Genomic DNA, 23204 nt, shown 5'->3' with positions numbered 1-23204 from the left:
TCTCATTCTATGGAGCTGCCCTGGTGGTGTAGGGGCTATCATGCAGGCCTGTCGAGCCTGCGACTCGGGTTCAAATCCCGGCCAGGGCGTTTAGGGCCCGTAGCTCAGTCTGGGAGAGCGCTCGGCTTTTAACCGAGTGGTCGCGGGTTCAATTCCCGTCGGGCCCGTTCTTGATTTTTAACTGGAGGATAAATTGTGAAAAAAGATATTTTAAAACACAAATTGGTTCCAGATCATACTATTTTGTCCGATACAGAAGCTAAGAAAGTAGTGAAAAACTTGAAGGTTCATCCTGAACAGCTACCAAAGATAAAGGCAGACGATCCCGTTGCCAAAGCTATTGAAGCTAAGCCTGGAGATATTCTACAGATAACTAGAAAGAGCCATACTGCTGGAAAATTCGTTACGTATCGATTGGTACTTGAATAGTTGGTATTGGAGTTAAAGAAACTGTAAATTGTTTTTTGGAGGAATTTAAATCGAATTGTTTTTTGGAGGAATTTAATGGTAAAAAATGCATGGAAACTGGTTGATGCATTTTTTGATGAATACAACTTGGTAGACCACCACATCAAATCCTACAACGACTTTGTCAATCATAGAATACAAGATATAATCGATATAACAGAGCCAATTGTTCTTGAACAAGGTGAATACACTATTAAAACAGGGAATGTAGAGATCAAAAAGCCTTTCATTAAAGAGGCAGACGGATCAAACAGTAAAATTTTCCCTACCGAAGCAAGACTAAGAAACCTGACATACTCTGCACACATGTATCTTGAAATGGCATTGACCAAAAAGGGTGATGAAGAACAGGAAATGGAGAATGTTTACATCGGTGAACTACCAGTGATGTTGAAATCAAATATTTGTCATCTCAATGGTTTGAGTGAAGAGGAAATAGATGATGTTGGCGAAGATCCTCAAGATCCTGGAGGATACTTCATAGTGAATGGTTCAGAAAGAGCCATTGTTACCATGGAAGAGATCGCACCCAACAAGATCATCCTCGAAAGGATTGGCGAATTAGAAGATAGGCGTGCAAGAGCCATTGTCACTTCGATAAAAAGTGGATTTAGAGCCCGTATCACCCTAGAATACAGAAAACCTCGTAAAAAGGGCGTATTTTTAAGAATATCTTTCCCATATGTGCCTGGAGAAATACCATTGGTAGTACTTTTAAGGGCCCTTGGATTTGAAACTGATCAAGATCTCATCACCAGCGTATCAGATGAAAACGACATACAGTTCCTTCTCATCGATGATATACAGACCTCTGAAATAATGACCCAGTACGATGCAATAAAGTACATCGGAAACAGGGTTGCTAAAGGCATGACCGAGGAGTATAGGATTAAGAGGGCTGAAGATGTTATAGATAAATATCTACTACCTCATATCGGTGTTGATCCAAGTCAAAGAGCTGAAAAAGCAACTTATCTGGCTGAAATGACTGAAATGCTCCTTCAAGTAATTTTCGAAACAAGAGAACCTCATGATAAGGACCACTACGCCAACAAGAGGCTGAGGGTATCAGGCGATCTGATGGAGGACCTTTTCAGAGTAGCTTTCACCAGTTTAACAAGGGACATGACCTATCAGCTCGAGAGAAGCTTGGCCAGAGGTAAAGAACCATCCGTAAAACAAGCTGTTCGTTCTGATGTTCTGACAGAGAACATTAAACATGCAATAGCCACTGGAAATTGGGTTGGTGGGCGTGCAGGTGTAAGCCAGCTATTGGACAGAACAAGTTACATGGGAACATTATCACACCTGAAAAGGGTTGTATCCCCATTAAGCAGAAGTCAGCCTCATTTTGAAGCTCGTGATTTGCACCCAACACAGTTCGGTAAGATATGCCCAAACGAAACACCAGAGGGTCCAAACTGTGGACTGGTTAAGAACCTTGCAATTTTATCAAAAATATCCGAAGGTTCAGATCCAGAGGAACTTGAAGAAATAATCAAAAAAATGGGAGTTATAAAGCCTGTACAAACTTTATAAAACCAAATATCCAAAGGATAATTCTTATAGAGCTTTGTTTCACACGTCAAAGTGGGTATCAAACTCTAAAATCCTTATGGGGGCAAACTCGTGAAAAAATCCAAGATATATATTAACGGCAAAATCATCGGGACAAGTGATGATCCAGAAGACTTTGTTAGGTCCATGAGGGAAAAACGAAGAACTGGTGAAGTATCTCCCGAAATGAACATAACCTACTATAAAGAAACAGATGAAATTTTCCTATTCACTGATCCAGGCCGAACCAGAAGGCCACTAATAGTAGTTGAAAACGGAGAGTCCAAACTCACAGAAGAAACCATACAATTGATTGAAGATGGTGAATTAGATTGGGAAGGTCTTATCAACCAGGGAATAATTGAATACATGGATGCAGAGGAAGAAGAAAACTCCTACATTGCCATGTTTCCAGAAGACATAACTGAGAATCATAGCCATCTGGAGATAGATCCCTCCACAATGTTGGGAATCTGTGCAGGTATCATTCCATTTGCAAACCATAATTCCTCTCCAAGGAACACCATGGAAGCAGGAATGACCAAACAAGCACTTGGTCTTTACGTATCCAACTACAACATGAGAACAGATACACGTGCTCATTTATTACATCATCCACAAGTACCACTGGTAAAAACCAAAAGTATGGATGCAACCAAGTACGATAAACGTCCTTCAGGACAGAACTTCGTTGTAGCAGTTATGTCGTACGAAGGGTACAACATGGAAGATGCACTAATTTTAAACAAAGCATCCATTGAAAGGGGCCTTGCAAGATCCTCATTTTTCAGGTCCTACGAAGCTTCAGAAAGACGTTACCCTGGTGGACAGGAAGACAAGTTCGAAGTTCCAGAAAATATTGTTAGGGGCTACAGATCAGAGGAAGTTTACAGACATCTTGATGAAGATGGAATAGTCAACCCTGAAGTTGAGGTCAAATCTGGAGATGTTCTCATAGGTAAAACATCACCTCCAAGATTCCTTGAAGAAATAGACGAATTCGGAACAGTTGCAGAGAGAAGAAGAGAAACATCTGTAACAGTGAGACACGGTGAACACGGTGTTGTTGATGCAGTTCTTTTGACTGAAACAGTTGAAGGCAGTAAACTGGCCAAGATAAGGGTCAGGGATCAGAGACAACCTGAGTTTGGTGATAAATTCGCATCAAGGCACGGTCAGAAGGGAGTTGTTGGACTCATAGTTTCCCAGGAAAACATGCCTTTTACAGAAGTTGGCGTCGTACCAGATCTCATAATAAATCCACACGCAATTCCTTCAAGGATGTCTGTGGGTCAAGTTATAGAGATGCTTGCAGGTAAAGCCGGAACCATGGAAGGTAAACGGATGGACGGTACTCCATTTGGAGGTAAACAGGAAGCGGAAATCATGGAACTACTCAAACAGAATGGTTTCGAAACTGCTGGTCGTGAATCTCTCTACAATGGAATAACTGGAGAAAGAATTGAAGCTGAAATATTTGTTGGAGTAGCTTTCTACCAGAAACTGCACCACATGACAGCAGACAAAGTTTATGCAAGATCCAGAGGTCCAGTACAGGTTTTAACAAGGCAACCTACAGAAGGTAGGGCAAGAGAAGGTGGATTAAGATTTGGTGAGATGGAAAGGGATTGTCTCATTGCACACGGTGCGGCATTAGCTTTAAAAGAAAGGCTATTGGATGAATCTGATAAGTATGAAGCCCTTGTATGCCAAGATTGTGGTATGATAGCCATATACGACAGGATACGAGATAAAAAATACTGTGCTATCTGTGGAGAATCAGAAACTTTCCCAGTTGAGATTTCATACGCATTCAAACTTTTACTCGACGAACTAAAGAGCCTATGTATATTCCCTAAATTGGTTCTTGAGGACAAAGCATAGGGTGAATAAAAAGCTGATTTGAGGCTGTTCAGCTACGTGAAGCAAATAATATTTTAAGGAGAGAATGAGCTTGAAAGGAATTTTAAAAAAGATTTCCCAAATCGACTTTGGTTTGATGTCTCCCGAGAACATTAGGAAAATGTCCGTTACCAAGATAGTAACACCGGACACCTACGATGAGGACGGCTATCCAATAGAAGCAGGACTTATGGATCCAAGGCTAGGAGTTATTGACCCTGGTCTCAGATGCAGGTCATGTGGATCAAAGGGTGGAGATTGTCAGGGACACTTTGGACACATCAATCTAGCAAGACCAGTTATCCATGTGGGATTTGCAGATACCATCCACAAAATACTCAGGTCAACATGTAAGGATTGTGGACAGGTTCTTTTGACAGAATCAGAAAAGGTGGATTACAAGGAAAAAATAGAGACTCTAATCAAAAATGAGGAGAGTATTACAGGAATTATCAAGGAAATTTATGCAGTTGCCAGAAGGGACAAGTGCCCAAGCTGTGGTGAAGAACAGGAAGATGTTAAAATTGACAAACCTGTTTCAATTGTCGAAGGTAACTACAAACTCACCGCAAGTGAGGTAAGGGAACGGTTGGAAGCAATTCCTCAAGATGATTACATCTACATCGGTATCAACCATGAAGTTGCAAAACCAGAGTGGATGGTTCTGACTGTTCTTCCAGTACCTCCGGTTACAGTGAGACCTTCAATTACCTTGGAAACTGGTGAAAGATCAGAGGACGATCTAACTCACAAACTCGTTGATATATTGAGGATCAACCAGCGACTTAAGGAAAACATGGAAGCAGGAGCACCACAACTAATTGTTGAGGATCTTTGGGAACTTCTACAGTACCATGTTACAACCTACTTTGATAACGAAGCATCTGGAGTACCTCCAGCCAGACACAGGTCAGGAAGACCTTTAAAAACGTTAGCACAACGTTTAAAAGGTAAAGAAGGACGTTTCAGAAGTAACCTTTCAGGTAAACGTGTAAACTTCTCTGCTAGGACTGTAATATCACCAGATCCTAACATCAGTATAAATGAAGTTGGTGTGCCTGAGATGATAGCCACAGAAGTGACTGTACCAGTATTTGTCACAGAGTGGAACATCGAGAAAATGAAAGAGTACATAATGAACGGACCAAAAAAACATCCTGGTGCCAACTACGTTATAAGGCCTGATGACAGGAAGATCAGGGTTTACGATGAAACTAAGGAAACTGTCATAGAAAAATTGGAACCTGGATTTGTTGTTGAAAGACACCTCATGGATGGGGATGTGGTTCTGTTTAACAGACAACCTTCACTTCACAGGATGTCCATGATGGCCCACGAGGTAAAGGTTCTTCCTTACAAAACATTCAGGTTGAACCTGTGTGTATGCCCTCCATACAACGCTGATTTTGATGGGGACGAAATGAACATGCACGTATTCCAGACAGAAGAGTCACGTGCAGAAGCAAAGTCACTCATGAGGGTTCAGGAACACATATTGTCTCCAAGGTTTGGAGGCCCTATTATTGGTGGAATACACGATCACATATCTGGAGCATATCTTTTAACAAGGGAAGGTTCAAACTTCTCTGAAGAAGATGTTTTCCAAATGGTCAAACGTGCAAGAATGGAACTACCAAAAGCAACAGGTAAAGATTGGACTGGAAAACAAGTTTTCAGCCTTCTCCTGCCGAACGATCTCAACATGGTTTACAGGGCAGAGATATGCAGAAAATGTGATGAATGTTTGAAGCTGGAATGTAAAAACGATGCATACGTTGTGATTGAAGATGGCCAGATAAAAAGTGGTGCCATGGATGAAAAAGCATATGGAGCATTTTCCGGTAAAATTTTAGATTCCATTGTTAAGGAATACGGAACAGACAAGGCAAGGGAATTTTTAGACACTTCAACCAAACTTGCAATTGCAGGAATCATGAAACGAGGTTTCACAACCAGTACTGCCGATGAGGAAATTCCTAAGGAAGCCAAGGATCGTATTGAACAGCTTCTTGCAAATGCTGAGCAACGTGTTGAACAACTCATTGATGCATACCACAACGAAGAACTGGAAGCACTTCCAGGAAGGAGTCTCAGGGAAACTTTGGAAATGAAGATCATGCAAGTTCTTGGTGAGGCAAGGGATAAATCTGGTGAAATAGCAGAAAGTTACTTTGGAATGGAAAACCATGCGGTTATTATGGCTCTTACTGGTGCAAGAGGTTCAATGTTGAACTTAACTCAGATTGCAGCATGTGTGGGTCAGCAGTCTGTTCGTGGTGGCCGTATTGAAAGAGGTTATTCTAAACGTACGTTACCGCATTTCTATGTAGGTGAAATGGGTGCGAAGGCGAGTGGATTTGTACATTCAAGCTACAAGAAAGGTCTCGATCCCCTAGAATTCTTCTTCCATGCAATGGGTGGAAGGGAAGGACTGGTAGATACAGCTATACGTACAGCTCAAAGTGGTTACATGCAAAGAAGACTGGTCAACGCTCTTCAAGATTTGAATGTACAACTTGATGGTACAGTCAGGGATAACAGGGGAGTAATTATCCAGACACAATATGGTGAAGATGGAATTGACCCTGCCAAGAGTGACTATGGTAAAGTTGCAGACATAGACAGGATGATTGAAGAGATGAGGATAAAATCCAAGGCTGGAAAATAAAATCCCCAAATAAATGATCTCCAAAATATTTTTTTTGAGACTCATTATGGGAACATGATCAGGTGGTTTTGTGGATATTGAAAAGGTAGAAAAGGTTGTTAAGAAAAAAAGAACCAAGTTTCCTGAAAAACTTATTCAGGAGATAGCAGAGGCAGCCGAAAGACACAACTTAGATGACAAGGAGTTGGACGAACTTGTCAAGGAAATTAAAAAGGCAAACCAGCGTGCAGGTGTGGAGAATGGAGAAGCTGTGGGTACTGTGGCAGCTCAGTCTGTGGGAGAACCAGGTACACAGATGACAATGCGTACTTTTCACTATGCAGGGGTTGCAGAACTTAACGTTACACTGGGACTTCCGCGTCTCATTGAAATTGTTGATGCAAGAAAGAAAATATCAACACCAACAATGGGAATTTACTTCGATGAGGAGTACAGTGCAGACGAAGAATTCGTGAGGAGAATTGCAAATCGTATTGGTAAAATTATTCTTAACGATATTTTAAAGGATTTCAATGTGAATTACGCCAATATGAATCTGTCCATAGAGATCGACGAGGAAAAGGTTGCAGATAAAAGACTTGATTACGATGAGATCATAGCCAAGATAGAAAAAGCTTTTAAGAAGGTAGATATAGATAAGAACCTACTCAGTTTTGAACCTACGATTTCTGATCCTAAACATGCAATTAGAGAATTAAGACTTTTAGCCGATAAGGTCCGCGATCTCCAGATAAGTGGTGTAAAGAATATTGGAAAGGTCGTTATCAGGAAAGAAGGTCCAGAATGGGCTATACACACTGAAGGATCAAACCTTGGAGCAGTCCTCAAAATGGAGGGCGTCAATAAAACAAGAACAAGCACTAACGACATACACGAAGTAGAGAAGGTTCTAGGAGTAGAGGCTGCACGAAATGCTATCATACATGAAGCACAGAGTACAATGGAAGAACAAGGACTTACAGTTGATGTAAGACACATTATGCTAGTTGCAGATATGATGACTGCCGATGGTAAAGTTAAGTCCATTGGAAGACATGGTATTAGTGGTGAAAAGGCCAGTGTTCTTGCGAGGGCTTCTTTTGAAGAAACTGGTAAACATCTATTAAGAGCCAGTATACGTGGAGAAGTAGATCACTTGACTGGTATAATTGAGAACATAATTATTGGACAACCAATACCACTGGGAACAGGGTCTGTTGGTGTCGTTATGAAAGACAAGAAATAGGAGGCAGTAGATGGATATAGATAGAGGAATTCGAGTTGCTGTAGATACAGGTAATGTCACACTAGGATCTGATAAATCAATTCAAGAGCTTAAACTTGGAAAGGGTAAGCTAGTTATAATTGCTCGCAACTGTCCTGAAGATATCAGGGAAGATGTGGAACAATACTCAAAATTATCAGATATTACCGTTTACACCTACGATGGCACAAGTGTCGATCTAGGATCAGTATGTGGTAAGCCATTCACAGTAGCAACATTAATTATTCAGGATCCTGGTGACTCAACAATATTAGAGATCATGGGGTAGTTTTTGTGACAGTTAAATTTTCAACCAACGAAATAAGATACATAGCTCTGTTTGAAAGTATGACAGGGGCCATGGTTAAAGATCTTTTAGTTGATGAAGAAAATGGCAAATTAACTTTTCTTGTAAAAAAGGGAGATATGGGACTTGCCATTGGAAAGAGAGGAAGTACTGTAACTAAAGTTCAGAAAACAGTGGATAAAGGGGTTGAGGTAATAGAACACTCAGACGATCCAGTCGAGTTTATCACCAATTTAATGGCTCCTGCTAAGCTTAGAAGCATTAGAATTCTCCAAAAAGAAAATGGAGAAAAAATTGCCACAATTGAAGCTGATTCGAGGAACAAAAGAACTGCTATTGGCAAAGCTGGTCAAAATATTGAAAGGGCTAGACTGTTGGCCAAGAGGCAGCACAATATAAATAACATTATAATAAAATAACAGAAGAACGAAGAAAAACAGATTCAAATTCATATTGTTCAAATAATAAATTATTACTCGTGACTTCGAATGTAACTATTATTAAATAATTCAATTGAATAAATCTGATAACTTTGATTAAAATGGTAATTTTACAAGGAGGAATTTCATTTGCCGGGACTTTTCGCAGCAAAAAAGCTTAAAAAGAATAGACAGAACTTCAGATGGAAGGATGTTGAATATAAAAGGAAAGCTTTAAGATTAGACGTTAAAGCAGATCCATTGGAAGGCGCTCCTCAAGCTAGGGGAATCGTTATTGAAAAGGTTGGTGTGGAAGCAAAACAGCCAAACTCCGCCATAAGGAAATGTGTACGTGTACAGCTTATAAAAAATGGTAAACAATTAACAGCCTTCGCTCCTGGTGACGGTGCGATCGGATTCATCGATGAACACGATGAAGTCATGATCGAGGGAATCGGAGGACCTTCAGGAAGGTCCATGGGCGATATACCTGGAGTAAGATGGAAGGTTACAAAAGTTAACAACGTATCTTTACAACAGATGGTTATTGGTAAGATTGAAAAACCAGTAAGATAAAAGTGAGGTAATTTAATGAGTTTTAAGGTTTTTGATAAATGGGAATTAGAAGAGGTGAAGGTGGAAGACTTAGGTCTTGTAAATTACATCTGCCTCGACGAAATTCTGGTTCCGCACACCTTGGGAAGGCATGTTAAAAGACAGTTCGCAAAATCGAAGGTTTCCATTGTTGAAAGGCTCATGAATAAGATCATGAGAACCCAGAGAAATTCCGGTAAAAAGAACAAGTCCTACAACATAGTTAAAGGAGCACTGGACATCATAAATCAGAGGTCCAAACAGAACCCTGTACAAGTTTTAGTTAAGGCAGTTGAAAACACAGCTCCAAGGGAAGAAACAACCAGAATTAAGTATGGTGGAATTGGATACCAAGTAGCAGTTGATATAGCACCTCAAAGAAGGGTGGATTTAGCTGTTGGATTCTTAACAAGAGGGGCTCTACAATCCTCATTCAAAAGGAAACGATCTGTAGAGGAATGTCTTGCCGACGAACTTCTTTACGCTGCAGAGTACGATACAAGAAGCTTTGCAATTGGTAAGAAGGAAGAAAAAGAAAGGATTGCAAGATCTGCCCACTAAGTTTAATGATTATAAATATAGGTGATTTTGGTGAGTAGACGTACTAAAATGATTAATAAGATTAAGGAACTGATGTACCAACCTAAATATATTAGGAACATCGGTATTGTGGCACACATTGACCACGGTAAAACCACACTTTCAGATAACCTACTTGCAGGTGCAGGTATGATATCTTCTGAACTTGCTGGAGATCAACGGTTTCTGGATTTTGATGAACAGGAACAGGCAAGAGGTATTACCATTGATGCTGCAAACGTTTCAATGGTTCACAAGTACAAGGATGAGGACTACCTCATAAACCTTATAGACACACCGGGTCACGTTGACTTTGGTGGGGACGTTACAAGGGCAATGAGAGCGGTTGATGGTGCAGTTGTAGTTGTCTGTGCAGTTGAAGGTATCATGCCCCAGACAGAAACTGTGTTAAGACAGGCTCTTAAGGAAAATGTTCGTCCAGTACTCTTTATAAACAAAGTAGATCGTCTAATAAACGAGCTTAAACTCGAAGGAGACGAATTACAAAACAGATTCCTCAAGATCATAGCAAGCGCAAACAAGCTCATAAAGAACATGGCTCCAGAAGAGTTCAAAAAAGAATGGCTTGCACGTGTAGAGGATGGAAGTGTAGCATTTGGTTCAGCATACCACAACTGGGCTATAAACGTGCCTATGATGCAGAAAACAGGTATAACATTTAATGATATACGTGAAGCATGTAGGGATGACAAACAAAAGGATCTAGCAGATCAAGTTCCTATACACGATGTACTACTTGGTATGGTTGTGGATCATCTTCCAAGTCCTGATGTATCCCAGAGATACAGGGTTCCAAGCATCTGGAACGGAGACATAGAATCTGTCGAAGGACAGGGTATGATCAATACAGATCCTGACTCACCACTCGCAGTGATGATCACAAACGTGAGTATTGATAAACACGCTGGTGAAATTGCAACAGGTAGGGTTTACGGTGGAACCATTGAGAAAGGAACCGAAATATTCTTCGTAGGTTCTCATGGTAAAGCCAGAACTCAACAGGTAGGAGTGTATATGGGGCCAGAACGTATCAACACTGATAAGGTTCCTGCAGGAAACATAGTTGCAATAACCGGTGCACGAAATGCAATGGCTGGTGAAACAGTTACAAATTACGGTACCAAAATTGCACCATTCGAAGGTATTGAACATATTTCTGAACCTGTAGTTACTGTTGCTGTTGAAGCCAAAAACACCAAGGACCTTCCAAAACTCATAGAAGTTTTAAGACAGGTTGGTAAGGAAGACCCTACTGTGAGGGTTGAGATCAACGAAGAAACAGGAGAACACCTCATATCAGGTATGGGAGAACTTCACCTCGAGATCATAACCTACCGTATCAATGAAAAGGGTGTAGAAATAGAAACTTCAGCTCCGATCGTTGTTTACAGGGAAACCATTGGTGGAAGAGCAACAAACGTTGAAGGAAAATCACCTAACAAACACAACAGATACTACTTGGACATCGAACCTCTTCCAGATGAAATGTTCGCAGCCATCCAAGATGGTACCATCAAAGAAGGTCGTGTTAAGGGTAAAGAAAACGCTGCAACATTTGCAGAATATGGACTTACCAAGGACGAATCCAAGAAGGTGTGGGATGTTTACAAGAGATCAGTATTCATCAACATGACTCGTGGTATTCAGTACCTGGATGAGATCAAAGAACTTCTCCTCGAAGGATTTGAAAGTGCACTTGACGATGGTCCAATAGCCAGGGAAAAGGTTATGGGACTTAAAATATCACTCAAAGACGCTAAAATTCACGAAGATGCAGTTCACAGAGGTCCAGCTCAGGTATTGCCTGCAATAAGGAAGGCTGTTTACGGCTCAATTATGTTGGCTCAACCAATGTTAATGGAACCTATACAAAAAGTATTTATCAACGTTCCACAAGACTATATGGGTGCAGCAACTAGGGAAATCCAGAACAGGAGAGGCCAGATCGTGGACATGTCACAAGAAGGAGACATGGCAACAATCGAATCAACCGTTCCCGTCGCTGAAATGTTTGGATTTGCAGGAGATATAAGATCTGCTGCTGAAGGCCGATGTCTCTGGTCAACTGAGAGTGCAGGCTTTGTAAGATTGCCTAACGAACTTCAGAAAACCATCATAAAAGAGATCAGACAGAGGAAAGGATTGAACCCAGAACCTTACGGACCAGACCATTACATAGGCTGATCAGGCAATAAATCTAATAAATTTACACAAAATGTTAAATGGAGGAATATTTTATGGCTAAACAAAAAGAACATATGAACTTAGCGTTTATTGGACACGTAGACCATGGAAAATCAACACTTGTAGGACACATCTTATTACAGTCAGGAGCTATAGCTGAACAGCAGCTCTCAGACGGTGAGAACAAGTTTAGATTCGTCATGGACAAGCTCCAAGAAGAAAGAGAAAGAGGAGTTACAATCGACCTTGCTCACGCAAAATTCGAAACTCCTAAATATGAATTCACAATTGTGGACTGTCCCGGTCACAGGGATTTCGTTAAAAACATGATCACAGGTGCATCCCAAGCAGATGCAGCAGTATTAGTAGTTGCAATTGACGACGGTGTAATGCCACAGACCAAGGAACACGCTTTCCTTGCAAGAACACTAGGTATCAACCAGTTAATCGTTGCAATCAACAAAATGGACCTTGTTAAATACGATGAAGCAAAATTCAACGAACTCAAAGAAGAAGTATCTGCTTTGATTAAAACAGTTGCTTACAAACCAAGTGAAATCAACTTCATACCAATTTCCGCTTTCCAGGGTGACAACATCACCAAGAAATCCGAAAACACCCCATGGTACAAAGGACCAGCCCTCGTTGAATCATTAGCAGAACTCAAAGCACCTGAAAAACCAACACAGTTACCTTTAAGGGTACCTATTCAGGATGTTTACTCCATCACCGGTGTGGGAACAGTACCAGTGGGAAGGGTAGAAACAGGAATAATGAAGAAGGGTGACAACGTTATATTCGAACCTCCAGGATCCAGTGGAGAAGTTAAAACCATCGAGATGCACCACGAAATGCTCGACCAAGCAGAACCTGGTGACAACGTAGGTTTCAACGTAAGAGGTGTAGGTAAAAACGATATCAGAAGAGGAGATGTAGCTGGACACACAACCAATGCTCCAACAGTAGCAAAGGAATTCACAGCTCAGATAGTTGTTTTACAGCACCCTGGAGTTATCACCGTAGGATACACACCTGTATTCCACTGTCACACAGCACAGGTTGCATGTACCTTCATGGAACTACAGAAAAAGTTAGACCCAGCAACAGGTCAGACAAAAGAAGAAAACCCAGATTTCCTTAAAACAGGTGACGCAGCATTTGTTGTAGTCAGACCTACAAAACCTATGGTTATCGAAAAGATTAAAGAAATTCCTCACATGGGAAGATTCGCCATAAGGGATATGGGACAGACAGTTGCAGCTGGAATGTGTATTGACATTGTACCAGCTAAATAAGTAAGAAACTATAACTGAAGGTAATTTAAAACCTTCTTTTTATTTTTATGGAGGATTGGAATGCACAAAGCCAGAATAAAACTCACAGGTACAGACCCAGAAAAACTTGCATATGTATGTGATCAGCTAAAAAGAATAGCAGAGAGAACAGGTGTGGACTTATCAGGCCCAATACCACTGCCAACAAAGAAGCTCGTTGTACCAACCCGTAAATCCCCAGATGGAGAGGGAAAAGCTACATGGGAAAAATGGGAGCTTAGGATTCATAAAAGACTTGTTGGAATTGAAGCTGATGAGCGTGCAATGCGTCAGGTCATGAAAGTTAATGTACCAGACAACGTGAGTATAGAAATTGAATTAAAAAGCTAATATAGCTTAATCCTTTTTTATATTTGGTAGCCGAGATAGCCTAGCCAGGGAAGGCGCAGGACTTGAGATCCTGTGGAGTTTGACTCCACCTGGGTTCAAATCCCAGTCTCGGCGTTCTATTATTATTGGGGGTTTCTCAGCCCTCACCACATTTTACAATTTTTCTTTAACATAAACTAAAACATTATCCTAATTCTTAGTTCTACTTTTTAGAGTTTAAATTACAGCTACAGGCTACTTTGTTGAATGTAACACAACGAATGATTTGAAATAACTATGATACTATTTTAAATTCCTGTGTTTTACGAGTATATTTACAGGGCTTTCCTTTTTAGAAATGTTTATATGCTTTTTTAATAAAATTCTGTAGAGAAACATACGGAATAATCTGGTATGAATATGGGGAATAGTTAGGGGAAATTAACAAATGAGAATATGGGAAATTCTATATGAATCTGCTAAATATCCTTTTTATGGAGTTAAACAGTTCATTTTATTGGGATTTATAATCTTAATCACTGTTTCTGTATTTGGATATTATGGTCTGTTTGGTAATTATTTACACCATTTCTTAGGAGTTGATTATTGGGTTCTACTTCTGTTACTAATCAGTTTGGCATTCATACTACTACTGTTTGAAGCTGGATATGCATTTAGAATGGTTCAAAAAAGCATAGAAGGCATTAATGTGCCTCCAAAATTTAATAAGTTTGATATAATGTTTAAACACGGTATCAACGAAACAGTACTCATATCCATATATTTTTCAATTCCCTTGATCATCCTTTACTATATTTTAAACTACACTTTGACTCCAATGCCCATAATAATCCTATTCCGCCTTGTAGATTACCTAACTTCTGGATGGAATATCTTAATCTCACCAATACCAGACCAGATGCTGTTTATACTGGTGATATTCGTTGTAATTTTGGGATTTATTTTAGATATGATATTCACTGTTGCAATTCCCTACATGGCATCAAAGGGAGGATCCTTCAGGGAAGCCTTTAACTTCAAAGAAATATTCAAAAAAATTAAAAAAATAGGATTAAGAAGAATGTTAATAGCATATTTTCTGGTTCTTTTAACCATAGTTGTCATGGGCGGTCCTTTACTGATAAAAGAGATTTCTCAGTTAAATATTATCGGTTTTATTATAGCAGAAGGATTAATTGCTCCTTACATTGTCATGTTGGATTCACGGTTTATTGCATTACTGTATATGAACCCTGAATAGAATATTCTCTGCAGATAAATGTCATGAAAGTTGCATTGAATTTTTTTTTGATCAAAAAAATAATTTAGGACCAGAAACAAACATATTATTTAATTCTATGTAGGGGGGATTAAATGAGGTCTATATGGTCGGGTTACTTATCATTTGGCACAATTCTAGTGCCTATTCGATCCTATGCTGCAAGTGGTAATTTACATATAAGTTTCCATCAGGTTCATAAAGAGGATTGTGGAAGGGTTCGTTACAAGAAGGTATGTGAAAAGGATGGTGAGGAACTTAAACCAGAAGACATCACCAAAGCATATATTGTTGGGGGAGAATGTCTCCAATTTACAGATGAAGAATTGAATACATTAAAACCATTTTCAACCAAGATAATGGAAATCAAAGGATTCTGTGAGATGGATGAAATTCCACTAGAAGCCTTGAGTAAACCGTACTACTTGGGAACTGATGCTCCAACTAAGGGCGGAGCAGGAAAAAGCTTCCTACTATTGAAAGAAGCTATGAAACGAAGTAAAAAGGTTGCAATTGTGAAGTGGGTTTCAAGAACCAATGAGTACATCGGAATGATCATGCCCCATGGAAAGGGATTGCTTCTTAAACAACTTCTCTACAATGAGCAGGTAAGATCCATAGATGAAGTGGAAGTATTGGAGTCAAGTGTCACTGATGAATTGGTAGACAAGGGAGTTCAAGCAATTAACAAGATGACATTCAGTTTTAAATGGGCTGATTATACTGAAACCTACACTAAAGAAGTTAAAGAACTCATTGAAAAACGGTTTCTAGGGGAAGAGGTTGAAGCAGAAGAGTTTAGCTTGCCTGAAACCAGATCCATAGAAGCAGAACTTGAAAAAATGCTTGAAACAGATTAGATGGAGAAGATCCCTTGAACATGATAGAACCTATGTTGGCCACATTAACGGATCCATCCAGTTTGGATCCTACAGATTCTTGGATCATAGAGCCCAAGTATGATGGTGAAAGGATCATAGCCATGAATTACGGTGGAAAAATAGTCCTATGGACCCGGAGAAACATTCAGGCCACTCACAAATTCCCGGAAATAGTGGAAGCACTAAATAAGAATATTCATGATGATAACTGGATAGTTGATGGTGAAATGACTGTGAAAGGAGGTTTTAGACAGCTTCTTAACAGAAATGTTGAGGATCGATTCAAGATCAGCCTCCTTTCTAAAAAAATTCCTGCCACCTACAATATCTTCGACATAGTATGTTACAATAAACAAGATATCAGTAAAAAAAACCTCTATGAACGCAAATCAGTTTTGTTGCACTCTGTAGATGAGGATGAAAGAATAAAAATTGTCCAGTTTGATGTTTTAAAGGATCCAGAAAAACAGTTCAATCAGTACATTACTGATGGTTACGAAGGGGCTGTAATAAAGAATTTAGATTCAAACTACGAGTTTGGACAACGATCCAAAAACTGGTTAAAGGTTAAGAAGGGAGACACTGTTGATGTTCATATCATAGGAGCAACCAAGAGTGCAAGCAGCATACCATTCGGAGCTCTCATGATGGAAAAGGATGGGAAGTACTTTGGTAAGGTTGGTACAGGGTTCAGTGATAAAGAAAGGGAAGAAATATTAAGGATGCTAATGGAAAATCAACAACCATTAACTATTGATATTCCAGCTGATCTTGAATCAGAAGTACTTGTGACTTCCAAACCTTTCCCCGCAGAAATTAAAATGCAGGAAATGATAAAAAGATCTCCAAGGGCTCCTGTATGGGTGAGATTCAGATGGGATGATGTGAGTAGTAAATGAAAAAATTTCACTGAGAATAATGCTATGATCCAATTTTTACTGCAAGGTTAAAAAAAATCAATACAAAAAAAATGTCGTTTAAATCCACGAAATTCTAATTTGGAGGTTTAAACCAGTTTTTTTATGGATGTGAGTGGAATTTTTTTATTTTTTTATATTAGAAAATTCAATTTGGGTATGATTTAGGCATAGGTACTTATCATTTATTGACTATAAAGATACTTACATCATTTAAAGAATTTCCATTTACTAAATTAATCTGTCATTAAACGTGAAAATAATTCACTGGAGTGATAATATGCATCGTTTTGAAAAATTAAGTTCATTTAAAGATTATATTCCATTAATTAGGGAAAATTCCCAGGGAAAAAATATAGGATTGCTTGTAGATGGTCCTAATATGCTCAGAAAAGAGTTCGATTGTGATCTTGAAATTGTAAGGGATCTGATGCTCGAGCACGGTAATGTAAAAGTAGGTAAAGTATTTTTAAATCAATATGCTTCAGACAAACTGATTGAAGCTGTTGTTAATCAAGGATTTTCACCAATGATTGTATCTGGTGAAACTGATGTCCAAATGGCTATAGAAGCCTTTGAGTTAATCCATAATCCTAATATTGATATAATTGCATTAATGACTCGTGATGTTGACTTTTTCCCACTCATAAATGTTGCAAAGGAAAATGGTAAACAAACCATAGTCATTGGTGCTGAACCAGGTTTCAGTGCTGCTTTAAAAAATTCTGCTGATGATACAATTACCCTGAAAAATAGCCATCGTCCACATCCTGTATGAGGATAGGTTAGGATCATCAACACACTTTCTTTTAACTTTTTAACATAGGTTCTTTCATTTTCTTGTCTGGTTCTTTTTTTTTACATATTAGTTTTCTAGCATGGTTTCTTGAAACCCACACAACTATTTTTAATATCTATGATCTACAAATTTAAGTTAGGAGTGTAAAATCATGGAAATACTTGAAAAAAGGATCGAAGAAACTAAAGTAGCATATGCACAGTACAAAGGAAGTTACAGTAAAATACCAGCCCATCTTCAGGAAGTAGGACAGCTGGTAATTGATGACGGTCTTAAAATGACAGGAATGGTTTATGGAGCATATTTCAACAGTCCAGATGAAGTTCCTGAAAATGAGTTGGAGTACGAAATAGGATTTTCATTTGATGGGGATTTGAAGCTTCAAGAAGGTATGCTTGGATTTAAGGAGATACCAGAACATACAGTACTAGCAGCTATCCACAAAGGCCCTTATACTGAAGTTGGTCCAGTAATACAAGCAATAGCAAAGTATGCTGATGAGAATGGTTATGATATTGTGGGGCCTGTTACAGAGGTTTATTTAAACGATCCAAGCGAAGTTTCAGCTGAAGAATTGTTGACAGAAGTTAGGTTTCCTGTCATAAAAATGGGATGAGTTTATTTGGATTTTATAAACTGAACATCAGCAATTACAGTTCAATCCAACAAAAATAGTACCCACTACAATTTTTTTTACGATAAGAAATATAAAGAAAAACAAAAAAATTTGGATGAATAACTTTTTTTTACTTGATATGTGGCAGCTATAATGGATTTGATTGATAAATAACTCTGCGGTTATTGACCTGGCTGTACTGATTGGCGGCCGTCAACATTTCTTTACAACATTCAAAGAAGTTGCATACGTGATGAATACGAAGGTATAATTTGTGTAGAGAGTATCTGAATTAGTAAAAGTAAAAATTGAGATTTCTGTTCACGAATTAATTCATGATATATTTGCATAATGTTCTTAAATGAAATTAGATTAGTATAAAAAGGTTAATTGAATAAATTTATTGAAGATGACTATCCAGTGCTTGGAGCACCCATGAGATATACATACTTCAACTTCAAAGGAAGAATCTATAGATGACCTAATAACAGAATGATAGTTCTCAGTATTTAAAGACTAATATCTAACACAAACTTCAAATAAATGAAGCTTACTTTGTGCAAACTGGGGTTTGTTCTTCTCTCTATTTCTTGGATAATTCAGTGACAAAAAAATATATCATAAAAAAATTGGGGTTGATACCTAAAACAAGGATCAACACAAAGTACTTAGTTCATATATCAGTAATCTTTTGAAGCTATATCAACGAAGGTTTCTGCGATGTACTCCTTCTGTTCAGCACTAAATCCATACACACTGCACTTAAACCATTTTGTTTGGCCACGTTTAATTCCAACTATTTTTCGTTTTTTAAGCTCTTCATACAAAAAGAACCCTCTTCTTGTGTGGTGTTTTGCAATTTCATCAAATATTGGAGTTTCAAATCTAACGAGATCATGTTCTTTAGGCTTTTTACCTAACTGATTAATGCCCTCAATATTTTCCAGGGTTTCAACAAATTTTCTGGTCTCTTTAACTTCAACATCCCATTTTTTCACCCTATCAATCACATGGGGAAATGATGCCATGAGGGTTGCAACAGGAGCTCCACGGCTGGTACATCCAAGCATTTCAAGTTCCTTAACTTGAGCCCTATCGGATCTTTTAAGAATAATATCTGCCCATTCTTCCTTTAAACCCAAGACTCCAATGGGTCCAGATGCAGCCATACTTTTATGTCCACTACCAACAACAAAATCTGCATTCAATGCTTTCGCATCAATTGGTAATCGGCCCATGGAGTATGCACAGTTAAGAAGGAGCGGTACACCTGCATCATGTGCAATTTTACCTATAGACCGAGCATCGGCTAGGTTACCGTAGTTACCATCAACATGGGTTAAAAGTACAAGGCTCACTTCTTCACCTTGATCATACAGATCATCAAGAACTTCTTTATATGATTCCGGGGTAACTTCGTAGTTGGGATAATCAGTGTTTGGCACATCAACCATGTTTAAACCCACTCTTTCAGCAGCCACATGTGTGGTGTAGTGAGCATTACCATCGATAACTATGGTATCTCCAGGTTCGCACAGGGCATGCATTACTGCGAACTTACCCTCTCGTGCTCCATGAACTGTTCTTGCAAAATCTGTATTTATAAAACCTGCAAGATCCTCTAAAAATCCATTTATCTGGGGTTTAGTTATTTCATCGAGCCTACCTGAACAGTAGTCACAAACACTGTAACCATCAGAAAATTCATAAAGAGCCTTCCTAGCTTCAAGTGGAAGTACACCACCCCTTTGAAGTGGATTTAAATTCAAATTTTTTCTTTCAGTATCTCTTGTGAGTCCATAATCTTGACATTCATCCATAACAAATCACCGTGATTGAGTAGTACATCCTTATTAATGAGAATAAATTATTATGCTATTGGTTCTGTTATTGGTTATATTAAATTTATTTCATGTTACTATTTGGAACATAATTCCAGAATATGATTTACCAAATATCTTGTTTTACTCCTATTGATGGATCCATGAAATTTTTGTAATCCCGGAAATAGCATACTCTGTAGAGATTTTACAAAATTCTGGATATATTTTAAGAGGAGACAACAAAGCAGCTTCAGATGATTATGCAAAACTTGATGAGCTAATGGAGGAAAATCAGCATTTGAATATGGTGATGCGTGACCTTACACAGAAAATAATCAACGATCTGGAATGATAAATTTGGCAGTCAAAGGTAAAAACAGGTTCATCCTCTTTAGATGTTCATGCTCTTCTCCATATCTTAAGCAGCTTGGTTGTAACAGGGTTTAGGATGTTTGATCTTCGACCGAAAACAGTTAAATCTCCCTTTATAACGGCTTCTCGAATATCGGATCTTTCTGTTGAAACACCTGCGTTTCCAACTTCATTTTTAAAATGAGCATCACTACCTGCAATGGTATTCAAATGGTTTTTTTTGGCGTATTTTTGTGCCAGATCGTTGTAATCATTACGAACACACCTGGAATTAAACACTTCTACACTGTCTACATACCTAGATAGTTTTTGATCTGGATGTGTTGATGTGCCCCTCACACCATCAAATGGATGGGGCAGTACAACAACTCCATTTTGAGATTTAATATCTTCAACAACATCATAAAAATCGTATGACACTACTTCATCCATTAAAAAAAGTCCTATAACTTCTCCAATGTTAGTTAGAATTTCAGATCCTATTATGACTTTAATTTTATTAGTTTCATATTTCTTAGCTTCTAAAGCACCTTTGATGGTGCCATGATCAGTTACAGCAATACCATCTAAACCTTTCTTAACTGCAGCCTTAACAAGTTCCCTTGGTTTTACATAACCATCGGCTGAATATTTTGAATGGGTGTGAAAATCATATTTCATGTTATCTATTAATGTAGGATGTTTCTATTCTATTTATCATTAAAACCATATGATCCATATTCATAACAATCATGGCCGTCTATTTTTTTCGAAAGAATAATCTAGTTGTAAACCAATAAAAACTATCTAAAGGTGTTTGAACTATGAAAAAATCCCATAACCAAAGTCTTGATCAATACTGGAAACTGGATGACCAACAACTTAACACTCCCGACCATGATGCGATGTTGCTTTGGATTTTAAAACCAGGAAACCTAAAGAAACTAATAACATCCAGAAGTTCAGAATCTGAAAATTGGGATTGGAAAAACGTTAAAATACATGCTGAAGAATATATAGTTTCTAACTCTGGATTCAGAGTTGGTGCTCCAGATATAATTTTTTTAGTGCCTCATTATATCTGTAAAACATGTAAAACAACTCATAATGATACTAATAGCTGTCCAAACTGCAACAGTGAAGATATAGCTCCCCATCCTGATCATGAACATCATTACGACAGATACTTCGTGGAGATCAAACCAAAAATAGAGAATTTTGGCACAACCCTGAGACAACTTAAACTATTTATATCGTACGGCTATGATGATAGGGCTTACCTTTTTACAAAGGATTTAAGATTCAAAGCTGAGTTTGAGGGGCAAGGAATTAAGGTGCTCCACCAAAGCAGTGTGCAGTCTAGTTTTTAAATAAAATAGTAAAAAATTAATAAAAAAATATGGAATAATTGTTTTTAACCAATTATGCCCATGTTTTTATTGGTTTTTGCAATGGATTTCTGTGGGTCTGTTTCCATTTCAAGCATTGCACGTATTGCATCAACATTTTCAGGAACCACATCCGATTCTTGATGTATTGCCTGCATGTAAAATAGTTCGTTGTCCACGATGTTGAGGGATTCCTTCCAGACAGCTATTTCAAACAGATCTCCTCTAGGCCTTCCAAGATCCTTTGCAAACTCCATGATCTCCGCAGTGGAACCTAAACCACTGGAAGCTTCAACAGGAATTACCCTAGGAGTTTTTTCAAGAACATCTAGAACATCATCCACACTGACACTGGAATCAAGTTCAACCATGAGGTTGTGCTGATGCATGAGTGTTGTTGGAACCAAAATTGCCATTGTGGTTATTTTTAGTCCTTTCATAACAGTTTGTACATCTGGACCATGGTGAGAAGGCACAGTTGGCGGGTTAGGTACTATTGAATTGATTGGACCCTTGTTTACCTGTCCAGGATCTGCACCACGCCTTACCATGACTGCTCTGACCTTATTTATGCCTGCAAGTTCTTTAATTGGGTTTAATGTTCTACACAAACCAGTTGTGTTACAAGAGACCACCCTTGTAAAGTCCGCACCAACAGATTCTTTGAAGTTTGAAAATGAGTTGAAGGATCTTCCTATCTGGTCGTGTTTTTCACCGCCCTGAAATATTCCTTTGACTCCAGCCTTTTCATAGTCTGCCATGTTTTTAGCACCCACTCCGCCGGGTGTGCAGTCTACTATCACATCTACTTTATCATAAAGGTCATTAATTGTGCCTTTAACAGGAATGTCTGCCTCTTCAAACAAATTTTCCCTATCTGGGGCACTCATATAAATATCGTAACCTAGTTCAACGGCCCGTTTAGCTTCAAAATTCGGAGTTCTTTTTGTAACACCAACAATTTTCATATCATCCTGTGCAGAAACTGCATCTGCTACTCTTTTACCTATGGTACCGTATCCGTTTATTCCAACAGCTTTCATAAACTAAACCTCCAATTTTTTAGGAATTATTTATAAATATCATGAAAAAACACTGATTTTATAACATTCTTCAGGAACTTAACCTAATATTAAACTTGATAAGAGTAATTTAACTCTAAATACACTATTCCATGATCATTTTATATTTTTCATGGTATTATAAATTTTATGTTCTGAACTTCAAAATTAAGAGAATACAGAGTAATTTGGATTGACATGAAGCATGGTTACTCCAGTCATTTTTAGATTAACTAAATTATAAAAATAAAAAAAAAGAAAAAAATTGAGTCTTATTTCTCACACTATTTTCACTCATTTGCCTTTATTTCTTCATCGCAGTCTGGACAAATATATTCCTTAACTTTTCCTTCCTTTTTTATCTTGGCAATTTTTTCCCTTTCGAGTTCGAACCATTCATCACATCTTCCACATTTCACAGTTTCTGTTTCTGCCATGATCTTCACCAGATTATACTATGTTGTTGGGTGCATAAATTTTTTTCATTTAAACCCTCCAATATAA

At 38.4% G+C, this 23204-nt stretch carries 22 protein-coding genes and 3 tRNA genes; 21 read left to right on the top strand and 4 right to left on the bottom strand.

Translation table 11 applies throughout. The annotated features are described in order from the left end of the window. The first annotated feature begins 17 nt into the window (after positions 1 to 17). The 20 genes from METBO_RS11865 to METBO_RS11770 all read left to right on the top strand — a co-directional run bounded on the left by METBO_RS11865 (position 18) and on the right by METBO_RS11770 (position 18077). Positions 18 to 89 (top strand) — tRNA-Asp (locus METBO_RS11865). A 4-nt stretch (positions 90 to 93) separates the two neighbouring features. Next, positions 94 to 167, top strand: a tRNA-Lys gene (locus METBO_RS11860). A 28-nt stretch (positions 168 to 195) separates the two neighbouring features. Next, positions 196 to 429, top strand: a complete 234-nt coding sequence (locus METBO_RS11855; protein WP_013645963.1) for a DNA-directed RNA polymerase subunit H — start codon at positions 196 to 198, stop codon at positions 427 to 429. A gap of 75 nt (positions 430 to 504) precedes the next feature. Beyond that, positions 505 to 2007 carry a DNA-directed RNA polymerase subunit B'' gene (locus METBO_RS11850; RefSeq protein ID WP_013645962.1) on the top strand — a complete coding sequence of 501 codons (1503 nt, stop codon included), beginning with the start codon at positions 505 to 507 and terminating at the stop codon, positions 2005 to 2007. A gap of 90 nt (positions 2008 to 2097) precedes the next feature. Beyond that, positions 2098 to 3909 carry a DNA-directed RNA polymerase subunit B gene (gene rpoB, locus METBO_RS11845; RefSeq protein ID WP_013645961.1) on the top strand — a complete coding sequence of 604 codons (1812 nt, stop codon included), beginning with the start codon at positions 2098 to 2100 and terminating at the stop codon, positions 3907 to 3909. Between the two features lie 70 nt (positions 3910 to 3979). Continuing rightward, a complete protein-coding gene (locus METBO_RS11840) occupies positions 3980 to 6595 on the top strand; it encodes a DNA-directed RNA polymerase subunit A' (RefSeq protein ID WP_013645960.1) in 2616 nt (871 codons plus the stop codon). 70 nt (positions 6596 to 6665) lie between these two features. After that, the gene (rpoA2, locus tag METBO_RS11835; protein WP_013645959.1) at positions 6666 to 7820 is read left to right on the top strand and encodes a DNA-directed RNA polymerase subunit A''; all 1155 of its coding nucleotides are present in this window, start codon (positions 6666 to 6668) and stop codon (positions 7818 to 7820) included. A 10-nt stretch (positions 7821 to 7830) separates the two neighbouring features. Next, complete coding sequence (locus METBO_RS11830) at positions 7831 to 8127, top strand: 50S ribosomal protein L30e (RefSeq protein ID WP_013645958.1); 297 nt, start codon at positions 7831 to 7833, stop codon at positions 8125 to 8127. 5 nt (positions 8128 to 8132) lie between these two features. Then, positions 8133 to 8564, top strand: a complete 432-nt coding sequence (locus METBO_RS11825; RefSeq protein ID WP_013645957.1) for a NusA-like transcription termination signal-binding factor — start codon at positions 8133 to 8135, stop codon at positions 8562 to 8564. Positions 8565 to 8714: 150 nt separating this feature from the next. Next, complete coding sequence (locus tag METBO_RS11820; protein ID WP_013645956.1) at positions 8715 to 9140, top strand: 30S ribosomal protein S12; 426 nt, start codon at positions 8715 to 8717, stop codon at positions 9138 to 9140. Between the two features lie 15 nt (positions 9141 to 9155). Continuing rightward, a complete protein-coding gene (locus METBO_RS11815; RefSeq protein WP_013645955.1) occupies positions 9156 to 9719 on the top strand; it encodes a 30S ribosomal protein S7 in 564 nt (187 codons plus the stop codon). A 30-nt stretch (positions 9720 to 9749) separates the two neighbouring features. Beyond that, positions 9750 to 11942, top strand: a complete 2193-nt coding sequence (locus METBO_RS11810) for an elongation factor EF-2 (RefSeq protein WP_013645954.1) — start codon at positions 9750 to 9752, stop codon at positions 11940 to 11942. A 53-nt stretch (positions 11943 to 11995) separates the two neighbouring features. Continuing rightward, complete coding sequence (gene tuf, locus METBO_RS11805; protein ID WP_013645953.1) at positions 11996 to 13237, top strand: translation elongation factor EF-1 subunit alpha; 1242 nt, start codon at positions 11996 to 11998, stop codon at positions 13235 to 13237. A gap of 60 nt (positions 13238 to 13297) precedes the next feature. Next, positions 13298 to 13606, top strand: coding sequence for a 30S ribosomal protein S10 (gene rpsJ / locus METBO_RS11800; protein ID WP_013645952.1), 309 nt, complete (start codon positions 13298 to 13300; stop codon positions 13604 to 13606). Between the two features lie 29 nt (positions 13607 to 13635). Further along, a tRNA-Ser gene (locus METBO_RS11795) sits at positions 13636 to 13720 on the top strand. Between the two features lie 313 nt (positions 13721 to 14033). Then, a complete protein-coding gene (locus tag METBO_RS11790) occupies positions 14034 to 14846 on the top strand; it encodes a DUF4013 domain-containing protein (protein ID WP_013645951.1) in 813 nt (270 codons plus the stop codon). A gap of 113 nt (positions 14847 to 14959) precedes the next feature. Then, on the top strand, positions 14960 to 15724 hold the full coding sequence (ku, locus tag METBO_RS11785; RefSeq protein WP_013645950.1) for a non-homologous end joining protein Ku: 765 nt from the start codon (positions 14960 to 14962) through the stop codon (positions 15722 to 15724). 20 nt (positions 15725 to 15744) lie between these two features. Further along, complete coding sequence (locus tag METBO_RS11780) at positions 15745 to 16644, top strand: ATP-dependent DNA ligase (protein ID WP_144017612.1); 900 nt, start codon at positions 15745 to 15747, stop codon at positions 16642 to 16644. Positions 16645 to 16942: 298 nt separating this feature from the next. Continuing rightward, positions 16943 to 17440, top strand: coding sequence for a TIGR00288 family NYN domain-containing protein (locus METBO_RS11775; protein WP_013645948.1), 498 nt, complete (start codon positions 16943 to 16945; stop codon positions 17438 to 17440). A gap of 172 nt (positions 17441 to 17612) precedes the next feature. After that, on the top strand, positions 17613 to 18077 hold the full coding sequence (locus METBO_RS11770; RefSeq protein WP_013645947.1) for a GyrI-like domain-containing protein: 465 nt from the start codon (positions 17613 to 17615) through the stop codon (positions 18075 to 18077). A gap of 680 nt (positions 18078 to 18757) precedes the next feature. Here the strand turns inward: METBO_RS11770 and pscS are convergent. Together pscS and METBO_RS11760 are read right to left on the bottom strand one after the other, a co-directional pair. Then, the gene (pscS, locus tag METBO_RS11765) at positions 18758 to 19897 is read right to left on the bottom strand and encodes an O-phospho-L-seryl-tRNA:Cys-tRNA synthase (RefSeq protein ID WP_013645946.1); all 1140 of its coding nucleotides are present in this window, start codon (positions 19895 to 19897) and stop codon (positions 18758 to 18760) included. A gap of 402 nt (positions 19898 to 20299) precedes the next feature. Continuing rightward, positions 20300 to 20932 (bottom strand): PHP domain-containing protein, encoded by a 633-nt coding sequence (locus METBO_RS11760; protein WP_013645945.1) that lies wholly within the window; start codon positions 20930 to 20932, stop codon positions 20300 to 20302. Positions 20933 to 21075: 143 nt separating this feature from the next. Between METBO_RS11760 and METBO_RS11755 the strand changes: the two genes are divergently transcribed. Beyond that, positions 21076 to 21621: a hypothetical protein gene (locus METBO_RS11755; protein WP_013645944.1), complete on the top strand. Its 546-nt coding sequence runs from the start codon at positions 21076 to 21078 to the stop codon at positions 21619 to 21621. 44 nt (positions 21622 to 21665) lie between these two features. On the opposite strand, the gene METBO_RS11750 is transcribed toward METBO_RS11755, so the two are convergent. Further along, positions 21666 to 22682, bottom strand: coding sequence for a phosphorylating glyceraldehyde-3-phosphate dehydrogenase (locus METBO_RS11750; RefSeq protein ID WP_013645943.1), 1017 nt, complete (start codon positions 22680 to 22682; stop codon positions 21666 to 21668). A gap of 308 nt (positions 22683 to 22990) precedes the next feature. Then, entirely contained in the window at positions 22991 to 23137 is a 147-nt protein-coding gene (locus METBO_RS13465) for a DUF2197 domain-containing protein (RefSeq protein WP_013645942.1), read from the bottom strand. Positions 23138 to 23204: the final 67 nt, after the last annotated feature.

Source organism: Methanobacterium lacus (genome assembly GCF_000191585.1).
Classification (GTDB): Archaea; Methanobacteriota; Methanobacteria; order Methanobacteriales; family Methanobacteriaceae; genus Methanobacterium_B; species Methanobacterium_B lacus.
The sequence above is the reverse complement of the archived record's forward strand: the minus strand, read 5'-3'. Positions and strand labels throughout refer to the sequence as shown.

Coding starts and splice junctions, on each gene's coding strand:
- ku (WP_013645950.1), top strand. CDS start 14,960: ATGAGGTCTATATGGTCGGGTTACTTATCATTTGGCACAATTCTAGTG.
- METBO_RS11830 (WP_013645958.1), top strand. CDS start 7,831: ATGGATATAGATAGAGGAATTCGAGTTGCTGTAGATACAGGTAATGTC.
- pscS (WP_013645946.1), bottom strand. CDS start 19,897: ATGGATGAATGTCAAGATTATGGACTCACAAGAGATACTGAAAGAAAA.
- METBO_RS11850 (WP_013645962.1), top strand. CDS start 505: ATGGTAAAAAATGCATGGAAACTGGTTGATGCATTTTTTGATGAATAC.
- METBO_RS11790 (WP_013645951.1), top strand. CDS start 14,034: ATGAGAATATGGGAAATTCTATATGAATCTGCTAAATATCCTTTTTAT.
- METBO_RS11760 (WP_013645945.1), bottom strand. CDS start 20,932: ATGAAATATGATTTTCACACCCATTCAAAATATTCAGCCGATGGTTAT.
- rpsJ (WP_013645952.1), top strand. CDS start 13,298: ATGCACAAAGCCAGAATAAAACTCACAGGTACAGACCCAGAAAAACTT.
- METBO_RS11775 (WP_013645948.1), top strand. CDS start 16,943: ATGCATCGTTTTGAAAAATTAAGTTCATTTAAAGATTATATTCCATTA.
- tuf (WP_013645953.1), top strand. CDS start 11,996: ATGGCTAAACAAAAAGAACATATGAACTTAGCGTTTATTGGACACGTA.
- METBO_RS13465 (WP_013645942.1), bottom strand. CDS start 23,137: ATGGCAGAAACAGAAACTGTGAAATGTGGAAGATGTGATGAATGGTTC.
- METBO_RS11770 (WP_013645947.1), top strand. CDS start 17,613: ATGGAAATACTTGAAAAAAGGATCGAAGAAACTAAAGTAGCATATGCA.
- METBO_RS11780 (WP_144017612.1), top strand. CDS start 15,745: ATGATAGAACCTATGTTGGCCACATTAACGGATCCATCCAGTTTGGAT.
- METBO_RS11815 (WP_013645955.1), top strand. CDS start 9,156: ATGAGTTTTAAGGTTTTTGATAAATGGGAATTAGAAGAGGTGAAGGTG.
- METBO_RS11750 (WP_013645943.1), bottom strand. CDS start 22,682: ATGAAAGCTGTTGGAATAAACGGATACGGTACCATAGGTAAAAGAGTA.
- METBO_RS11755 (WP_013645944.1), top strand. CDS start 21,076: ATGAAAAAATCCCATAACCAAAGTCTTGATCAATACTGGAAACTGGAT.